Raw genomic sequence first — 16,653 nt, forward strand, 5'->3', positions numbered from 1 at the left:
GCCCGCTTTCGCGGGCTTTTTCATGAGCGAGGGTCTCAGTTGACCTTCGGGTCCAGCTCGCCGCGGGCATAACGCTCGAACATCTTCTCCAGGGAGATCGGCTTGATCTTGGAGGCGTTGCCGGCGGTGCCGAAGGCTTCGTAGCGGGCGATGCAGATGTCACGCATTGCGGCCACGGTCTTGGCCAGGTACTTGCGCGGGTCGAATTCGCTGGGGTTCTTGGCCATGAACTCACGGATCGCACCGGTGGACGCCAGGCGCAGGTCGGTATCGATGTTGACCTTGCGGACACCGTACTTGATGCCCTCGACGATCTCTTCGACCGGCACGCCGTAGGTTTCCTTGATGTCGCCACCGTACTCGTTGATGATTTTCAGCCACTCCTGCGGCACCGAGGAGGAACCGTGCATCACCAGATGGGTATCCGGGATGCGCTGGTGGATTTCCTTGATGCGCTGGATCGACAGAGTGTCGCCGGTCGGCGGCTTGGTGAACTTGTAGGCGCCGTGGCTGGTGCCGATGGCGATCGCCAGGGCGTCGACTTTAGTCTTCTTCACGAAGTCGGCGGCTTCTTCCGGGTCGGTCAGCAGCTGGCTGTGATCCAGGGTGCCTTCGGCGCCGACGCCGTCTTCTTCACCAGCCATGCCGGTTTCCAGGCTGCCCAGGCAACCCAGCTCGCCTTCCACCGACACGCCGCAGGCGTGGGCGAACGCGACGGTCTGCTGGGTGACACGCACGTTGTATTCGTAGTCGGACGGAGTCTTGCCGTCTTCCTTCAGCGAGCCGTCCATCATCACCGAGCTGAAGCCCAGCTGGATGGAGCGCTGGCAGATGTCCGGGCTGGTGCCGTGGTCCTGGTGCATGACCACCGGGATGTGGGGGAATTCTTCCACCGCGGCCAGGATCAGGTGGCGCAGGAAGGGCGCGCCGGCATATTTGCGGGCACCGGCCGAAGCCTGGACGATCACCGGGGAATCGGTCTTGTCGGCCGCTTCCATGATGGCGCGCATCTGCTCGAGGTTGTTGACGTTGAAAGCCGGCACGCCGTAGCCGAATTCGGCGGCGTGGTCGAGCATCTGGCGCATGCTGATGAGTGCCATGTTTTCCTTTCTCCCGGTTAGGGTCATTCAAACGTTAAAGCCTGCCCCAGGGGCCGGCGCTGTTCAAGCACCACGCCAGGGGGCGCGGCATTGTACGGGCGGGCGGCAACTACAGCTCTCCGTCCCTGGTCTTTTTTTGCGGCGGGAGGCCGCCGGATCAGAAATTGATCAACGAGGCGCTACAGCCGTGGGCCAGCACCCTGTCATCGGCTACGCGGTACACCAGCACCTCGCTGCCCTTGTCGTGCAAGGCGGTAACGCCATCGCTATAGAAAGCACCTCGGGTTGCAGGTTCCAGACGCAAATGATGAATCTGCGAGTCGTTGCCGATTCGCAGATCCACACTGCGCCGATCCGTGTCGGCGTAGCGCCAGGCAATGGTTTGCCCACTGGCGCAGTTCCAGCGCACCAGCGGTGCGTCGGGGCCTGCCTGTCGCGCACAACCGGCTAGCAGTGCGACGGCAAGCAAAAACATCGGGCCTTTCATCTGTTCTCCCTGAAGCGGATCTTCAGTCGCAGTTTTGCTCGTCCGGGCTCATCGCAGTGGGGTCACCTGTGGCCTGCATCTCGACGCGCTGGGCGTTCTGCGCGGTAGGCGTCTCGGCGGGTGGCGGCGCGAACAGTTCGCAGGCGCTTTCCGGCGCTCCACCACCGGCACAGCCGGCAAGGCTCAGGCAACACAGGGCAACGGCGGCGTAACGCATGGCGAGTCTCCTTTCCTTGATGGTCAGAACAAGAGACATCGCCCGGCCCGGGTGGTTGCCTAGTGCCAGCGCAACCGCCCGGACACGCCGGGCTCAGTTCGCGCGCTGCTCGAGCACCTCGACCGCCGGCAGGACCTTGCCTTCGACGAACTCGAGGAACGCGCCACCGCCCGTGGAGATGTAGGAGATGCGCTCGCCCACACCGTACTTGTCGATGGCCGCCAGCGTGTCGCCACCACCGGCGATGGAGAACGCCGGGCTGTCGGCAATCGCTTCGGCGAGCACACGGGTGCCCTGACCGAACTGATCGAACTCGAACACGCCTACCGGGCCGTTCCACAGGATGGTCTTGGAGGACTTCAGCAGGTCGGCGAAATTGGCAGCCGTTTGCGGGCCGATGTCGAGGATCATGTCGTCGTCGGCCACGTCGGCGATTGCTTTGACGGTGGCTTCGGCGCTCTCGGCAAATGCCTTGGCGACCACCACGTCGACCGGCAGCGGCACGCTGACCTTGGCCGCGATGGCCTTGGCGGTGTCCACCAGATCGGCTTCATACAGCGACTTGCCGACCTTGTAGCCGGCGGCGGCGAGGAAGGTGTTGGCGATGCCGCCACCCACGATCAACTGATCGCAGACCTGGCTCAGACTGTTTAGCACGTCGAGTTTGGTCGACACCTTGGAGCCGGCGACGATGGCCGCCATCGGCTTGGCCGGGTTGCCCAACGCCTTGCCGAGGGCGTCCAGTTCGGCAGCCAGCAGCGGACCCGCGCAGGCGACCTTGGCGAACTTGGCCACGCCATGGGTCGAACCCTGGGCGCGGTGGGCGGTGCCGAAGGCGTCCATGACGAACACGTCGCACAGCGCGGCATACTGCTGTGCCAGCTCGTCGGTGTTCTTCTTCTCGCCCTTGTTGAAGCGAACGTTTTCCAGCAGCACCAGCTCGCCGGCCTTGACCTCGACACCGCCGAGGTAGTCCTTGACCAGCGGGACCTCGCGGCCCAGAGCCTTGGTCAGATAGTCGGCGACCGGCTTGAGGCTGTCTTCCTCGCTGTAGACGCCTTCTTCCGGACGGCCCAGGTGGGAGCAGACCAGCACCGCCGCGCCCTTCTCCAGGGCCAGCTTGATGGTTGGCAGCGAAGCCAGGATGCGCGCGTCGCTCTTCACCACGCCGTCCTTCACCGGCACGTTGAGATCCTCGCGGATCAGTACGCGCTTACCCTGGAGGTCGAGGTCGGTCATCTTCAAAACGGTCATAGGATCTTCCTTAAGAGTGGTCGAGTGGCGCGCTGCGGATCAATCGTCATGGGCGACGCGCAGATAGTGGTCGGCGACTTCGAGCATGCGGTTGGCGAACCCCCACTCGTTGTCGAACCAGGCCAGCAGATTCACTAGCCTGGGGCCGGAAACGCGGGTCTGGCTGCCATCGACGATGGCCGAATGCGGGTCGTGGTTGAAGTCGCAGCTGGCATGGGGCAGCTCGGTGTAGGCCACGAGGCCCTTGAGCGGCCCGCCTTCGGCGGCTTCGCGCAGGACCCGGTTGATCGTCTGCGCATCGGTGTCGCGGGCGGTCTGCAAGGTAATGTCCAGGCAGGACACGTTCACCGTCGGCACCCGAACCGCTTTGGCCTGAATCCGCCCCGAGAGTTCCGGCAACAGCCGTTCTATTCCGCGGGCAAGCCCGGTGGAAACCGGAATCACCGACTGGAAGGCCGAGCGGGTACGGCGCAGGTCTTCATGGTGGTAGGCGTCGATCACCGGCTGGTCGTTCATCGCCGAGTGGATCGTGGTGATCGAGGCGTACTCGATGCCCACCGCCTCGTTGAGCAGCTTGAGCACCGGCACGCCGCAATTGGTGGTGCAGGAGGCGTTGGAGACCAGCCGTTCACACCCCGTCAGGCAGGCCTGATTCACCCCCATCACCACGGTGGCCTCGACGTCGGCGGCGCTCCCCATCGGCTGGGAGAACAGCACGCGCGGCACCCCAGCCTCGAGAAAGCGCAGCCCATCGGCGCGGCTGGTATAGGCACCCGAGCATTCGAGCACCAGGTCCACGCCCAGCGCGGCCCAGTCGATCGCCTCGGGGTCGGCCTGGCGCAGCACCTTCACGCAATGGCCGTTGAGGTGCAGGCAGTCGCCTTCCACGCTCACGTCGCCGGGAAAGCGGCCGTGGGTGGAGTCGAAACGGGTGAGGTATTCCAGACTGGCCATGTCGGCCAGATCGTTGAGCGCAACGATCTCGAAGTTGAACGCCGCGTTGCGCTCGTAGAAGGCGCGCAATACGCAGCGGCCGATGCGGCCGTAGCCGTTCAGGGCGATGCGGTAAGGCCTGTTAGGCATGGTGCTTCCTTGTTGCGTAGGGGTTGCTCGCGAGCGCCCGAAGGGCATTCGCGAGCAAGCTCGCTCCTACATCGGCATGCAGTCGGCCTGAAGCCAGGCGGCGACTCAGTCTTCCAGCAGCTCCTCGGCTACCGCGAGGATGTTCTCCACGGTAAAGCCGAAGTGCTCGAACAGCTGACCGGCTGGGGCGGACTCACCGTAGGTGGTCATGCCGATGACGCGGCCTTCGAGGCCCACGTACTTGTACCAGTAGTCGGCATGGGCCGCTTCGATGGCGACCCGTGCGCTGACCTCGACCGGCAGCACCTGCTGCTTGTAGGCCGCATCCTGGGCGTCGAACACGCTGGTGCAGGGCATCGACACCACGCGCACTTTGCGGCCCTGCTCGGTGAGCTGGTCGTAGGCCTGCACGGCCAGGCCGACTTCCGAACCGGTGGCGATGAGGATCAGCTCGGGCTCGCCCGCGCAGCTCTTGAGGATGTAGCCGCCGCGAGCGATGGCCGCTTCGGTTTCGTTGTCGCGGATGTGATACGGTAGGTTCTGGCGCGAGAAGATCAGCGCGCTCGGGCCGTCCTTCCGCTCGACCGCATGCTTCCAGGCCACCGCCGACTCGACGGTATCGGCCGGGCGCCAGGTGTCGAGGTTCGGCGTGCAGCGCAGACTGGCCAGCTGCTCGACCGGCTGGTGGGTCGGGCCGTCTTCGCCCAGACCGATGGAGTCGTGGGTGAAGATATACAGCACGCGCTGCTTCATCAGGGCCGACATGCGCACCGCGTTGCGCGCGTACTCCATGAACATCAGGAAGGTCGCGCCGTAAGGAATCAGGCCACCGTGCAGGGCGACGCCGTTCATGATCGCGCTCATGCCGAACTCGCGCACGCCGTAGTACATGTAATTGCCCGAGGCATCCTCGGCGACTACTGGCTTGCAGCCCTTCCACAGGGTCAGGTTGGAACCGGCCAGGTCCGCCGAGCCGCCGAGCAGCTCGGGCAGCAGCGGGCCGAAGGCATTCAGGCAGTTCTGGCTGGCCTTGCGGCTGGCGATGGTTTCGCCCTTGGTCGCCACGTCACGAATGAAGGCCGACGCCTTCTCGGCGAAGTCCGCCGGCAGCTCGCCAGCCATGCGACGCTTGAACTCACTGGCGAGGTCGGGGAATTCGGCCTCGTAGGCGGTGAAACGCTGGTTCCACTCGTTCTCGGCATTGACGCCGGCTTCCTTGGCATCCCACTCGGCATAGATGTCGGCCGGGATCTCGAACGGGCCGTGGCTCCAGCCGAGCGCTTCGCGGGTCGCGGCGACTTCGGCATCGCCCAGCGCGGCGCCATGGGACTCTTCCTTGCCCTGCTTGTTTGGCGAGCCGAAGCCGATGATGGTCTTGCAGCAGATCAGGGTCGGCTGATCGCTCTTGCGAGCGGTCTCGATGGCCATCTTGATCTCGTCGGCGTCATGGCCGTCGACGTTGCGGATCACCTGCCAACCGTAGGACTCGAAGCGCTTGGGCGTGTCGTCGGTGAACCAGCCGTGCACTTCGCCGTCGATCGAGATGCCGTTGTCGTCGTAGAAGGCGATCAGCTTGGACAGGTTGAGGGTACCGGCCAGCGAGCAGACCTCGTGGGAGATGCCTTCCATCATGCAACCGTCACCCATGAACACATAGGTGAAGTGGTCGACGATGTTGTGGCCTGGGCGGTTGAACTGCGCGGCCATGACCTTTTCGGCCAGCGCGAAGCCCACCGCGTTGGCGATGCCCTGCCCCAGCGGACCGGTGGTGGTCTCGACGCCCGGCGTGTAGCCGTACTCCGGGTGACCCGGGGTCTTGCTGTGCAGCTGGCGGAAGTTCTTCAGGTCGTCGATCGACAGGTCGTAGCCGGTCAGGTGCAGCAGCGAGTAGATCAGCATCGAGCCATGGCCGTTGGACAGCGCGAAGCGGTCGCGGTCGGCCCAGGTCGGGTTGGTCGGGCTGTGTTTGAGGTAGTCGCGCCAGAGCACCTCGGCGATGTCCGCCATGCCCATGGGGGCACCGGGGTGGCCGCTGTTGGCTTTCTGCACGGCATCCATGCTGAGGGCGCGGATGGCGTTGGCACGGTCACGACGGCTGGGCATCGCTGAATCTCCTGCGGGGGGTATGGCGAGAAAGACGCCCATTTTCCCCCACGGCGGGGGGTGGGGGCAATGCGCAGGGACCATATCGCCGCCATCACCTGACCGCCCGCGTGGCTTGCGCCGCCTTGGTATGCTATCCAGACCGCTCCTGTGGCACTACGCCGCGGCCGGAACACCCTCCCAAAGCCAGCAGCGCATGGATGAATGTAGCGGCGGCCTACTTGCCCGCAGATCATGGTGACCCCGATCGGCCATGGAACTGACAGACCCGACACATCAATATCAAAAGATTTTGATATTGCCGTTGCCCCACGAAAGGTCACCGACTAGACTGCGCGGCTTATGAGCCTGCGCATCCCTCAGATCCGTTTCGACGCCAGCGACCAGCTCGCCGCCCTGTGCAAGGCCGGCGGCGACCCGCTGAGGCTGAACGTGTTGAGGGCGCTGGCGAGCGATTCGTTTGGCGTGCTGGAGCTGGCGCAGATCTTCGCCATCGGCCAGTCGGGCATGAGCCATCACTTGAAGGTGCTGGCGCAGGCCGGTCTGGTAGCGACTCGCCGCGAAGGCAACGCGATTTTCTACCGTCGCGCCCTGCCCCACGGTGAGAGCCTCGGCGGCTCGCTGCATGCTGCCCTGCTCGAAGAGGTAGACGGCTTGCAGTTGCCCGACGAGGTACGCGCGCGGATCGCCTCGGTGCATGCGCAGCGCAGTGCGGCGAGCGAGGATTTCTTCGCCCGCATGGCCGGCAGCTTCCAGGCTCGACAAGACCTGATCGCCGGCCTGCCGCAGTATCGCGACAGCGTGCTGGCGCTGCTCGAGGCGCTGCAACTGCCGGCCGAGGCCTCGGCACTGGAGGTCGGCCCGGGCGACGGCAGCTTTCTGCCTGAGCTGGGGCGGCGCTTCGCGCGGGTGCTGGCGGTCGACAACAGCCCGGCGATGCTGGAGCTGGCGCGGCTTCGCTGTGAACAGGAAGGACTCGGCAACGTCGAACTGAAACTTGCCGATGCCTTGCACGATGACTGTCCGGCCGCCGACTGTGTGGTAGTCAACATGGTGTTGCACCACCTGGCGGCGCCGGGCGAGGCACTCAGACAATTGGCGCGGCTGGTGAGCCCGGGCGGAAGCCTGCTGATCACCGAGCTGTGCAGCCACAACCAGGGGTGGGCCAGGGAGGCCTGCGGCGATCTCTGGCTCGGTTTCGAACAGGACGATCTGGCCCGTTGGGCCGATGCCGCGGGGCTCACGCCCGGCGAGAGCCTCTACATTGGCTTGAAAAACGGTTTTCAGATCCAGGCCCGGCAATTTGCCCGTCCCGCTGACGACCGACTCACCCACCGGTAACAGGAAACCGATAGATGAGCGAATACTCGATTTTCACCTCCGAGTCCGTGTCCGAAGGGCATCCGGACAAGATCGCCGACCAGATTTCCGATGCGGTACTGGACGCCATCATCAGCGAAGACAAGCACGCCCGTGTCGCCTGCGAAACCCTGGTCAAGACCGGGGTGGCCATCGTCGCCGGTGAAGTGACCACCAGCGCCTGGGTCGATCTCGAGCAGCTGGTGCGCGACGTCATCGTCGACATCGGCTACAACAGCTCGGAAGTCGGCTTCGATGGCGCCACTTGCGGCATCATCAACATCATCGGCAAGCAGTCGGTGGACATCGCTCAAGGCGTCGACCGCTCCAAGCCGGAAGACCAGGGCGCTGGCGACCAGGGCCTGATGTTCGGCTACGCCAGCAACGAAACCGACGTGCTGATGCCGGCGCCGATCCGCTTCTCCCACGCACTGGTCGAGCGCCAGGCCGAAGCCCGCAAGAACGGCCTGCTGCCGTGGCTGCGTCCGGATGCCAAGAGCCAGGTCACCTGCCGTTACGAAGGCGGCAAGGTCGTCGGGATCGACGCCATCGTGCTTTCGACCCAGCACAATCCGGAGGTCAAGCATTCCGACCTGCAGGAAGCGGTGATGGAGCTGATCGTCAAGCACGTGATCCCGGCCGAGCTGCTGCACAAGGATACCCAGTTCCACATCAACCCGACCGGCCAGTTCATCATCGGCGGCCCGGTGGGCGACTGTGGCCTGACCGGACGCAAGATCATCGTCGACACCTACGGCGGCATGGCCCGTCACGGCGGCGGCGCGTTCTCCGGCAAGGACCCATCCAAGGTAGACCGTTCGGCCGCTTACGCCGGCCGCTACGTGGCGAAGAACATCGTCGCCGCGGGCCTCGCCGAGCGTTGCGAAATCCAGGTTTCCTACGCCATCGGCGTCGCGCAGCCGACGTCGATCTCGATCAACACCTTCGGCACCGGCAAACTCAGCGACGAGCGGATCGTCGCCCTGGTCCGTGAGCATTTCGATCTGCGTCCCTACGCGATCACCACCATGCTCGACCTGCTGCACCCGATGTACAAGGCCACCGCCGCCTATGGCCACTTCGGTCGCGAACCCTATGAGATGACGGTCGGTGGCGACACCTTCACCGCTTTCACCTGGGAGAAGACCGATAAGGCCGACGCCCTGCGCGCCGCCGCGGGTCTGTAACGCAGCTGCAAACACGCGTACCGAAAAGCCCCGCCGGCGCAAGCCGTGCGGGGCTTTTTCTTGATCAGCGGAATCAGGCGCCGCCGACGCCCCAGATGCCGCCCAGGCTCTGCAACAGCGAGCCAGCCACGCCCTGGCTACCGAGGTACTGCAGCAGGATCGGCGTGAACTGGCCAACCATGCCGGCATCCATACCCAGCGAGGAAAACGCCTGGTTGACGTCAGTCAGGCTCTGCACGCTGTCCACCGCGGCGGCGGTCCGTGCATCCACGGTGGTATCCGATTTACCCAGCAGGCCGGTCATCGCACCCAGCTGGCCGAGCTGCTCCAGCCCGCTGTCGCCGGTGAGCTTGTCGAGGCCGGGCACGGCTTTGGCGAGCTGGGCGTAGTCGTTGCCGCTCAGCTGCTGCTTGGCCAATTGCAACAAGGCACCGCTGCCGCCCAGCGCTTGGGCGGGCGTGACGCCCAGTTCGTCGAGCTGACCGATCAGTCCGAGCGCCTGGGCCTGCGATGTGTTTTGCGTGGCGCCATTACCGGTGATGCCCGACACCGCCCGAGCGGCCTCGCCGAGGTTGAAGGCGGTGGCGGAACCGGCCGCCAGGCTGAGAGCGGCCAGAACGGCGAGAGAAAGAACGCGTTTCATGTTTGCCTCGAAAGAGAGAATGCGCCGCCATGCTACCTGCAGCGCGGAGAAGGACTGGGCCGGATCAGTTCTTCAACCGATAGCCGGTCCTGAAGATCCACCACACCGCCAGCAGACAGGCGGCGAGAAAACCGAGGATCATCGCCAGGCTGATACCGACGCTGATGTCCGAGACGCCGTAAAAGCTCCAGCGGAAACCGCTGATCAAGTACACCACCGGATTGAACAGGGTGATCTTCTGCCACAGCGGCGGCAGCATCTCGATCGAATAGAAGCTGCCGCCGAGGAACGCCAGGGGCGTGACGATCAGCGCCGGGACGATCTGCAGCTTCTCCCAGCCGTCGGCCCAGATGCCGATGATGAAGCCGAACAGGCAGAAGGTCACCGCGGTGAGCGCCAGGAACAGCGTCATCATCAGCGGATGCTGAACCTCGTAATCGACGAACAGCCGGGCGGTGAGCAGGATGATTACGCCGAGGATCAGCGACTTGGTCGCTGCAGCGCCAACGTAGCCGATGACGATCTCGATGTACGACACCGGCGCCGACAGCACCTCGTAGATGGTCCCGGAATAGCGCGGCATATAGATGCCGAACGAGGCATTGGAAATGCTCTCGGTGAGCAGCGCCATCATGATCAGCCCGGGAATGATGAAGGCCCCGTAGGGAATGCCGTGCATGGCCTCCATCCGCGCGCCGATGGCCGAGCCGAACACCACGAAGTACAGCGAGGTGGAGATGACTGGCGTGGCGATGCTCTGCAGCAAGGTCCGCCAGGTGCGCGCCAGCTCGAACAGGTAGATGGCGCGGATTGCGTAGAAATTCATGTACGGCTGCCTTTTACCAAGCTGACGAAAATTTCTTCCAGCGAACTCTGGCTCGATTGCAGATCCTTGAAATCGATGCCGTGCTCAGCCAGACGCTTGAGCAGCTCGGCGATGCCCGTGTGCTCGTGCTGGGCGTCGAAGGTGTAGACCAACTGGTTGCCCTCGTCCGCCAGCTCCAGCGGATAATCGGCGAACTCGGGCGGGATCGCCGCCAGCGGGCGCTGCAGTTGCAGCGTCAGCTGCTTCTTGCCGAGCTTGTGCATCAGTACGGCCTTGTCCTCGACCAGAATGATCTCGCCCTTGCTGATCACCCCGATGCGATCGGCCATCTCCTCGGCCTCTTCGATGTAATGGGTGGTGAGGATGATAGTCACGCCGCGTTCGCGCAGCCGCCGGACCATCTCCCACATGTCCCGACGCAACTCCACGTCGACCCCGGCGGTGGGCTCGTCGAGGAAGAGGATGCTCGGCTCGTGGGACAGCGCCTTGGCGATCATCACCCGACGCTTCATGCCGCCGGAAAGCTCCAGGATGCGCGCGTCCCGCTTGTCCCACAGCGACAGGTCGCGCAGCAGCTTTTCCAGATAGGCATCGTCCGGCGCCTTGCCGAACAGGCCGCGGGAAAAACGCACCGTCGCCCAGACGCTTTCGAAGCCCTCGTTGTACAGCTCCTGCGGCACCAGCCCGATTTTCGAACGCGCAGCGCGGTAGTCGCGAATGATGTCGTGGCCGTCCACCTGCACGCGTCCGGTACCGGGATTGACGATGCCGCAGATGATGCTGATCAGGGTGGTCTTGCCGGCGCCATTCGGCCCCAACAGCGCGAAGATCTCGCCCTTGTGGATCTCTAGGTCGATGCGCTTGAGCGCCGGATGGCCCGACGCGTAGGTCTTGGTGAGTGCCTCGATGGAGATTACTGATTGCACAGGATCGTTTCTCCGGATACATAGAGGAGCGCGATTGTAGAGAAAAAGCCGGCAAGGTGGACGGCCGCGAGTCGATCTACCACCGACGAGGCAGGACGCCCCGAGCCACCAATCGCTACGTCGGGCCGATGTGCCCGTTCGTCTACCCGAGCAAGGATGCTCCCATGATACGACCCGCTCTCCTGGCCATCGTGCAGGCCTCGTTCTGCCTCCCGGCGCTCGCCGCCTCCTGCCCCGACTGGGCCCCCTCCCACGCCCACCGCGAAATCGCAGCCCTCGACGGCCAGGTGGCCGAGTGGGACGCCGCCTATCATGGCCGCGGCCAATCCCTGGTGCCCGACGAGGTCTATGACCAGGCCCGCGCGCGCCTCGACGGCTGGCGACGCTGCTTCCCCGCGGACGTGGGTACGCCGCTCGACCCGCTGGTGGGCCGGGGCGGCGAACGGCTCCATCCGGTGATGCAGACCGGCCTGGCCAAGCTTGCCGACGAGGCCGAAGTCACGCGCTGGATGTCCAGCCGGAAGAATCTCTGGATTCAGCCCAAGGTCGATGGCGTGGCCGTCACCCTGGTCTACCGGGACGGCTCGCTGCAGCAGGCTATCAGCCGCGGCGACGGGCGCAGCGGACAGGACTGGACGGCCCGGGTGCGCCAGTTGCCGGGCATCGCCCAGCGCCTGCCGCTGAGCGAGCCGGTGATCCTCCAGGGCGAACTGTATTGGCGACTGTCCGACCATGTGCAGGCCACTGCCGGCGGCACCGGAGCGCGCAGCAAGGTCGCCGGGCTGATGGCGCGCCAGCGAATCCCTGCGGAAGAAGCCGCCGGCATCGGCCTGTTCGTCTGGGACTGGCCGAACGGGCCTGACGACATGCAGGCACGTCTGCGGGGCCTGGCCGCGATGGGTTTTGCCGACACCGCGGAGTTCAGCCAGCCGCTGACCGGCATCGCCGAGGCACGCCGCTGGCGCGATTACTGGTACCGAAACGCCCTGCCCTTCGCCAGCGATGGCGTGGTGCTGAAGCAGGCGGCCCGGCCTGAGGCCAGTCGCTGGCGCGCCGAACCGCCGTCATGGGCTGCGGCCTGGAAATACCCGGTCGTCACCGCACTGGCCGAAGTCCGCGAGGTCACCTTCACGATCGGCCGCACGGGCCGCATCACTCCCATGCTGAGCATCGAACCGGTAATCCTCGATGGCCGCCGCATCACTCAGCTGAGCGTGGGCTCGCTGCAACGCTGGAAAGCCCTCGATATCCGCCCCGGCGATCAGGTGGCCGTGGCCCTCGCCGGCCTGACGATTCCGCGCCTGGAGGGAGTGATCTGGCAGGCCACGCAGCGGCAGGCCGTGGCAATGCCCGATCCCGCCCGCCATCACCCGCTCAGTTGCTGGCGTCCGGAGCCGGGCTGCGAAGCCCAGTTCCTTGCCCGCCTCGCATGGCTTGGCGGCAAGCGGGGCCTGGCGTTGCCCGGTGTGGGACCGGAAACCTGGCGCTCGCTGCTCGAGGCGGGATTGCTGACGGATCTTGGCGACTGGCTGGAACTCGATGCCGCGCGCCTGGCCGAGCTGCCCGGCATCGGGCCGCTTCGCGCCGCCGCGCTGAGACAACGCTTCGACGAAGCGCGCCAGCGCCCCTTTGACCGCTGGCTGGCCGGGCTCGGCCTGGCGCCGGGCGTCAAGCTAGAGGCCGATATCACCTGGGCCGCACTGGCCGTGCGCAGCCAGGCGCAATGGGCCGAGCAACCCGGCATCGGCGCGGGCCGAGCCCACCAGCTGCATGCTTTCTTCAACGATCCACAGGTCGCCGCGCTGGCGGCGCGACTGCAGGCTGCGGGCATCGAAGGTTTCTGAATAGGGCACTTCCAGGCCAAACGAGAGTCGACAGACATCGACGTTTGTTCGGGAACCCCCTTCATGCCACTTCGGCGCTTGCCGATCCTGCTCACCGCCAGCCTGCTGGTCAGCGTCACCCTGCCGGCCAAGGCGCGCACTTCCGACTGCAGCGCGCAGCGACAGGCCATCAGTGAACAGCTCCATCAGGCGCGCCTGCTGGGCGACCGGGTTACTCAGACCGACCTGGAGACACGCCTGAAGACGCTCAATGTCCGCTGTCGAGGCATGCAGCCTCTGCAGGCCAATCGATTGGCCATCGATCAGGCCAACCAGTTGGTCAGGCAGCGCGAGGCACAGCTGCGCGAAGCACTCGCCGAAGGCGATGCCGGCCGTATCCAGCTGCGCCAGCGCCAGCTCGATACGGCGCGCCGCTGGCTGGAAGCGGCGCGGGAATAGTCCGACAAATCAGTAGACGCGAAACTCGCGATGACAGGCCTCGCAGCCGTCTTCGACCTGCTGCAACGCAGGGCCGACCTGTGCAGGGGTCAAGGGTGTCTGGCCGCTCGCGGCAACCAGCGCAGCGGTGGCCGCCTCCATCTGCTGCGCCAGCTCCTGAAAACGCTCCTGACGTGCCCAGACATCGTCGCGGGCACTGCTGCTGCCGTCTTCACCCTCGTGAGGGAAGTATTGCCAGGGTTGACGCGACAGGCTCTCCAGCTCGACCGCCCCCTCGGCGAAGCGCCCGGCATCGAATGCCAAGCGTCCGCGCAGCATGCCGCCAAGATCCTCGCTGACCTTGAGCATCTCTTTGAAGATCGCACTGCGCTTGCCTTGCGGCGAATCAGGATCGACGCGATCGCAGCCAACCAGGGCCAGGGTCCCCAGCAGTGCCGCGGCCATTAGGTTGCGCTTCATCGGATACCTCGAGCCTGACAAAGCCCGCGATTATCCGCGCCAAGGCCATTCAAACCAAGCGCGTTACCGTTACTGCGTCCACTTGCCGCCGGCGCTTTCGCAATCGACCTTGGCCTGCGCCTGATCGGACACCTTGTAGTGGTGCGTCACGATCTGTGCGGTCTCGGGCACGGTGGTGGGCAGCGTCTGGCCTGTGCTCTGAGTGCCCGTGGCACGTTCGTTGGCCAGCGTCTCGGGGGTCAGCGCGGCGGTGCAGGTGCCGATCGCGCCGGAGGGACAACTGTCGCGGACCTCGTGACGGGCGTTGCGAACATCCTCGCGGTCACGGCATGCCCAGTCGATGGAGTCGCTTTCGGTGCCAACATGCTCGAAGCAATACTCCTGATTGACCGGAGCCGGAACGGCACCGGAGGTGTGGGCCGTGACGTAACAGGAATTGGCGGCGGCAGGCAGGGCGAACAGCCCGCAAAGGATCAACGGCAGGACGCGCAGAACAGGATTCATCGCAGATCTCCTGGGGTAGCGTTGCGCTCGGCGAACGCCGCCGACGCTGTCTTGATTCGACTGACCGCCCGCCGCATGAGTTCGCCCCCGGCACCGGCCCGCGGGCTTCGGTGCCTGAGCGGCTGCCGACGCCCCGAAACATCCCGGCACAAAAAGCGCGTCCTTTGGGTCAACTGCTGCAGTCCTTGCATTCCGGAGTCCCCATGCTGGAAATCGCGGCTGTCTTCATCAGCCTCACCGCCCTCTTCGCCTATCTCAACTACCGTTTCATCGGCCTGCCCCCGACCATCGGCGTGATGGCAACGGCGCTGCTGTTCTCCCTGGCGCTGCATGCGCTGACGCTTTTGGGGTTGCCGGCTCTTGAGCAGCAGATCGAAACCCTGATCGGCAGGATCGACTTCAACCATTTGTTGATGGACGGCATGCTGTCGTTCCTGCTGTTCGCCGGCGCGCTGCACATCAACCTGCTCGACCTGCGTGCCCGCCGCTGGTCGATCGGCCTGCTGGCCACACTCGGCGTGCTCATCTCCACCGCCGCGATCGGCCTGGGTACCTGGTGGCTGCTGGGCCTGTTCGGCAGCGAGACGCCGCTGATCTATTGCCTGCTGTTCGGTGCCCTGATTTCACCCACCGACCCGATCGCGGTGCTCGGCATCATGCGCTCGGCCGGGGCACCGAAATCACTGGAAACCACCATCGTCGGCGAGTCGCTGTTCAACGACGGGGTGGCGGTGGTGGTCTTCACCGTCCTGCTTGGCGTGCTCGCACGCGGCGAAGCCCCGGGTGTCGGCGAGGCGATCTGGCTGTTTTTCGAGGAAGCTGGCGGCGGCATTCTGCTGGGCGCCCTGCTCGGTGCGATCACCTTCGCCCTGCTCAAAAGCATTGACCAGTACCAGGTCGAGGTCTTGCTGACCCTCGCCCTGGTCCTCGGCGGCTACACGCTGGCCACCCACCTGCACGTCTCCGGCCCCATCGCGATGGTGGTAGCCGGGCTGATCATCGGCAATCAGGGCCGTCGCCACGCGATGTCCGAACGGACCCGGGAGAACCTCGATAACTTCTGGGAACTGCTCGACGAAATCCTCAACGCGGTGCTCTTCGTACTGATCGGAATGGAGCTGGTGCTGCTGCCGTTCAGCGAGCAGTACCTGCTGATCGCGCTTTGCGTGACGCTGCTGATCCTCGCCACCCGGCTGGCAACGGTCGGCCCGCCGGTCCTGGCGCTGCGCCTTCTCGGCAAGGCCCTGCCCGACGGCACCGCGAGCATCCTGACCTGGGGCGGACTGCGTGGCGGTATCTCGGTGGCTCTGGTGCTGGCCCTCCCTTCTAGCGAGGAGCGCAACCTGCTGTTGAACATCACCTATCTGGTGGTGCTGTTTTCCATCCTCGTGCAGGGCCTGACGATCGGCCGGCTGGTCAGGCGCATCTGCGCCCGATGCAGCCAAGGCTGAGACTCACGACGACGCCGCGTCGTCCTTGAACTGGTCCTGAATGTAGGTGATCTGCGTCTTGCCATGGGGCGCCGGCAGGCCATCCTCACCGAGGTTGACGAAGACGATTCGGTCGATGGTCAGCAGACTCTTGCGGGTGATCTTGTTGCGTACTTCGCAGCGCAGCGTGATCGAGGTGCGGCCGAATTCGGTGGCGGTGATACCCAGCTCGATGATGTCGCTCTGGCGTGCAGAGCTGACGAAATTGATCTCGGAAATGAACTTGGTCACCACCCGCTGATTGCCGAGCTGAACGATGGCGTAGATGGCGGCTTCTTCGTCGACCCATTTGAGCAGGCTGCCGCCGAACAGCGTGCCGTTGGGATTGAGGTCTTCGGGCTTGACCCATTTGCGCGTATGAAAATTCATCCGGCCTCTCCTCTTCTGGATTCGCCGAACAGCTTGCCAGAGCATTCGGCCACTGGCTCATGAAGCCTGGCTATCGCCTGGATTTGGCGGATGAGCAGGGCATCGACGGAAAACCTTGGGCAGTTCCCGACAGCCCGCTATAATCGCCCGTCATTACGCGCCGGCGCTGCCCGGCCGTACCCGCCACCTGTCCGAGGGGCGCTGCAGCAGGCACCCGCTTATGGTTGACCTGTCAGGCTCGGATGGGGCGTTTTCGTAGAAACGCATCAACGGCGCCCAACGGACAAATGAGCAGAACGCACGACGACACTGGTCGATCGAACGCTACTCGCACGTCCGTCCCTGACCGAGAACGGAGAAGATA

Annotated in this window: 17 protein-coding genes and 1 riboswitch; of the genes, 5 read left to right on the plus strand and 12 right to left on the minus strand. The window is 64.9% G+C overall.

Annotated elements, in window-relative coordinates:
- Positions 1-35: 35 nt before the first annotated feature.
- The 6 genes from fba to tkt form a co-directional block, all read right to left on the minus strand.
- Entirely contained in the window at positions 36-1,100 is a 1,065-nt protein-coding gene (gene fba / locus G7026_RS09700) for a class II fructose-bisphosphate aldolase (RefSeq protein WP_181070566.1), read from the minus strand.
- Positions 1,101-1,257: 157 nt separating this feature from the next.
- A complete protein-coding gene (locus G7026_RS09705; protein ID WP_181070567.1) occupies positions 1,258-1,587 on the minus strand; it encodes an MliC family protein in 330 nt (109 codons plus the stop codon).
- Positions 1,588-1,609: 22 nt separating this feature from the next.
- Entirely contained in the window at positions 1,610-1,804 is a 195-nt protein-coding gene (locus tag G7026_RS09710; RefSeq protein ID WP_181070568.1) for a hypothetical protein, read from the minus strand.
- Between the two features lie 93 nt (positions 1,805-1,897).
- Positions 1,898-3,058 carry a phosphoglycerate kinase gene (locus G7026_RS09715; protein ID WP_181070569.1) on the minus strand — a complete coding sequence of 387 codons (1,161 nt, stop codon included), beginning with the start codon at positions 3,056-3,058 and terminating at the stop codon, positions 1,898-1,900.
- 39 nt (positions 3,059-3,097) lie between these two features.
- Entirely contained in the window at positions 3,098-4,141 is a 1,044-nt protein-coding gene (gene epd, locus G7026_RS09720) for an erythrose-4-phosphate dehydrogenase (RefSeq protein WP_181070570.1), read from the minus strand.
- Between the two features lie 105 nt (positions 4,142-4,246).
- Positions 4,247-6,244: a transketolase gene (gene tkt, locus G7026_RS09725; RefSeq protein ID WP_181070571.1), complete on the minus strand. Its 1,998-nt coding sequence runs from the start codon at positions 6,242-6,244 to the stop codon at positions 4,247-4,249.
- 342 nt (positions 6,245-6,586) lie between these two features.
- Here tkt and G7026_RS09730 point away from each other — a divergent pair, with 342 nt between their 5' ends.
- Positions 6,587-7,585, plus strand: a complete 999-nt coding sequence (locus G7026_RS09730) for an ArsR/SmtB family transcription factor (protein WP_181070572.1) — start codon at positions 6,587-6,589, stop codon at positions 7,583-7,585.
- 14 nt (positions 7,586-7,599) lie between these two features.
- Positions 7,600-8,790, plus strand: coding sequence for a methionine adenosyltransferase (gene metK, locus G7026_RS09735; protein ID WP_181070573.1), 1,191 nt, complete (start codon positions 7,600-7,602; stop codon positions 8,788-8,790).
- A 73-nt stretch (positions 8,791-8,863) separates the two neighbouring features.
- Here the strand turns inward: metK and G7026_RS09740 are convergent, their stop codons facing one another.
- The 3 genes from G7026_RS09740 to G7026_RS09750 form a co-directional block, all read right to left on the minus strand.
- Positions 8,864-9,433 carry a DUF2780 domain-containing protein gene (locus tag G7026_RS09740; RefSeq protein ID WP_181070574.1) on the minus strand — a complete coding sequence of 190 codons (570 nt, stop codon included), beginning with the start codon at positions 9,431-9,433 and terminating at the stop codon, positions 8,864-8,866.
- A 64-nt stretch (positions 9,434-9,497) separates the two neighbouring features.
- Complete coding sequence (locus G7026_RS09745; protein WP_181070575.1) at positions 9,498-10,259, minus strand: ABC transporter permease; 762 nt, start codon at positions 10,257-10,259, stop codon at positions 9,498-9,500.
- Positions 10,256-11,185: an ABC transporter ATP-binding protein gene (locus G7026_RS09750; RefSeq protein ID WP_181070576.1), complete on the minus strand. Its 930-nt coding sequence runs from the start codon at positions 11,183-11,185 to the stop codon at positions 10,256-10,258. Before G7026_RS09750 ends, G7026_RS09745 begins: the two co-directional genes overlap by 4 nt.
- A 164-nt stretch (positions 11,186-11,349) precedes the next feature.
- On the opposite strand from G7026_RS09750, the gene ligB reads away from it, so the two are divergent.
- Together ligB and G7026_RS09760 are read left to right on the plus strand one after the other, a co-directional pair.
- A complete protein-coding gene (gene ligB / locus G7026_RS09755) occupies positions 11,350-13,029 on the plus strand; it encodes an NAD-dependent DNA ligase LigB (protein WP_181070577.1) in 1,680 nt (559 codons plus the stop codon).
- A gap of 63 nt (positions 13,030-13,092) precedes the next feature.
- The gene (locus G7026_RS09760) at positions 13,093-13,467 is read left to right on the plus strand and encodes a DUF1090 family protein (protein ID WP_181070578.1); all 375 of its coding nucleotides are present in this window, start codon (positions 13,093-13,095) and stop codon (positions 13,465-13,467) included.
- 9 nt (positions 13,468-13,476) lie between these two features.
- Here the strand turns inward: G7026_RS09760 and G7026_RS09765 are convergent, their stop codons facing one another.
- Positions 13,477-13,926 carry a c-type cytochrome gene (locus tag G7026_RS09765; RefSeq protein WP_181070579.1) on the minus strand — a complete coding sequence of 150 codons (450 nt, stop codon included), beginning with the start codon at positions 13,924-13,926 and terminating at the stop codon, positions 13,477-13,479.
- A gap of 69 nt (positions 13,927-13,995) precedes the next feature.
- Positions 13,996-14,430, minus strand: a complete 435-nt coding sequence (locus tag G7026_RS09770; RefSeq protein ID WP_181070580.1) for a hypothetical protein — start codon at positions 14,428-14,430, stop codon at positions 13,996-13,998.
- 203 nt (positions 14,431-14,633) lie between these two features.
- Between G7026_RS09770 and G7026_RS09775 the strand changes: the two genes are divergently transcribed.
- Complete coding sequence (locus G7026_RS09775; RefSeq protein WP_181070581.1) at positions 14,634-15,881, plus strand: cation:proton antiporter; 1,248 nt, start codon at positions 14,634-14,636, stop codon at positions 15,879-15,881.
- A 3-nt stretch (positions 15,882-15,884) separates the two neighbouring features.
- On the opposite strand, the gene G7026_RS09780 is transcribed toward G7026_RS09775, so the two are convergent.
- Positions 15,885-16,289, minus strand: coding sequence for an acyl-CoA thioesterase (locus tag G7026_RS09780; protein ID WP_181070582.1), 405 nt, complete (start codon positions 16,287-16,289; stop codon positions 15,885-15,887).
- Between the two features lie 187 nt (positions 16,290-16,476).
- Positions 16,477-16,574, plus strand: a riboswitch (S-adenosyl-L-homocysteine riboswitch).
- Positions 16,575-16,653: the final 79 nt, after the last annotated feature.

Source organism: Stutzerimonas azotifigens (assembly GCF_013522725.1).
Classification (GTDB): Bacteria; Pseudomonadota; Gammaproteobacteria; order Pseudomonadales; family Pseudomonadaceae; genus Stutzerimonas; species Stutzerimonas azotifigens_A.

Excerpts from the sequence above, each read along its gene's own strand:
- G7026_RS09780 (WP_181070582.1), bottom strand. The coding sequence starts at position 16,289 with ATGAATTTTCATACGCGCAAATGGGTCAAGCCCGAAGACCTCAATCCC.
- G7026_RS09775 (WP_181070581.1), top strand. The coding sequence starts at position 14,634 with ATGCTGGAAATCGCGGCTGTCTTCATCAGCCTCACCGCCCTCTTCGCC.
- epd (WP_181070570.1), bottom strand. The coding sequence starts at position 4,141 with ATGCCTAACAGGCCTTACCGCATCGCCCTGAACGGCTACGGCCGCATC.
- fba (WP_181070566.1), bottom strand. The coding sequence starts at position 1,100 with ATGGCACTCATCAGCATGCGCCAGATGCTCGACCACGCCGCCGAATTC.
- metK (WP_181070573.1), top strand. The coding sequence starts at position 7,600 with ATGAGCGAATACTCGATTTTCACCTCCGAGTCCGTGTCCGAAGGGCAT.
- G7026_RS09745 (WP_181070575.1), bottom strand. The coding sequence starts at position 10,259 with ATGAATTTCTACGCAATCCGCGCCATCTACCTGTTCGAGCTGGCGCGC.
- G7026_RS09715 (WP_181070569.1), bottom strand. The coding sequence starts at position 3,058 with ATGACCGTTTTGAAGATGACCGACCTCGACCTCCAGGGTAAGCGCGTA.
- tkt (WP_181070571.1), bottom strand. The coding sequence starts at position 6,244 with ATGCCCAGCCGTCGTGACCGTGCCAACGCCATCCGCGCCCTCAGCATG.
- G7026_RS09765 (WP_181070579.1), bottom strand. The coding sequence starts at position 13,926 with ATGAAGCGCAACCTAATGGCCGCGGCACTGCTGGGGACCCTGGCCCTG.
- G7026_RS09710 (WP_181070568.1), bottom strand. The coding sequence starts at position 1,804 with ATGCGTTACGCCGCCGTTGCCCTGTGTTGCCTGAGCCTTGCCGGCTGT.
- ligB (WP_181070577.1), top strand. The coding sequence starts at position 11,350 with ATGATACGACCCGCTCTCCTGGCCATCGTGCAGGCCTCGTTCTGCCTC.
- G7026_RS09740 (WP_181070574.1), bottom strand. The coding sequence starts at position 9,433 with ATGAAACGCGTTCTTTCTCTCGCCGTTCTGGCCGCTCTCAGCCTGGCG.
- G7026_RS09760 (WP_181070578.1), top strand. The coding sequence starts at position 13,093 with ATGCCACTTCGGCGCTTGCCGATCCTGCTCACCGCCAGCCTGCTGGTC.
- G7026_RS09730 (WP_181070572.1), top strand. The coding sequence starts at position 6,587 with ATGAGCCTGCGCATCCCTCAGATCCGTTTCGACGCCAGCGACCAGCTC.
- G7026_RS09770 (WP_181070580.1), bottom strand. The coding sequence starts at position 14,430 with ATGAATCCTGTTCTGCGCGTCCTGCCGTTGATCCTTTGCGGGCTGTTC.
- G7026_RS09705 (WP_181070567.1), bottom strand. The coding sequence starts at position 1,587 with ATGAAAGGCCCGATGTTTTTGCTTGCCGTCGCACTGCTAGCCGGTTGT.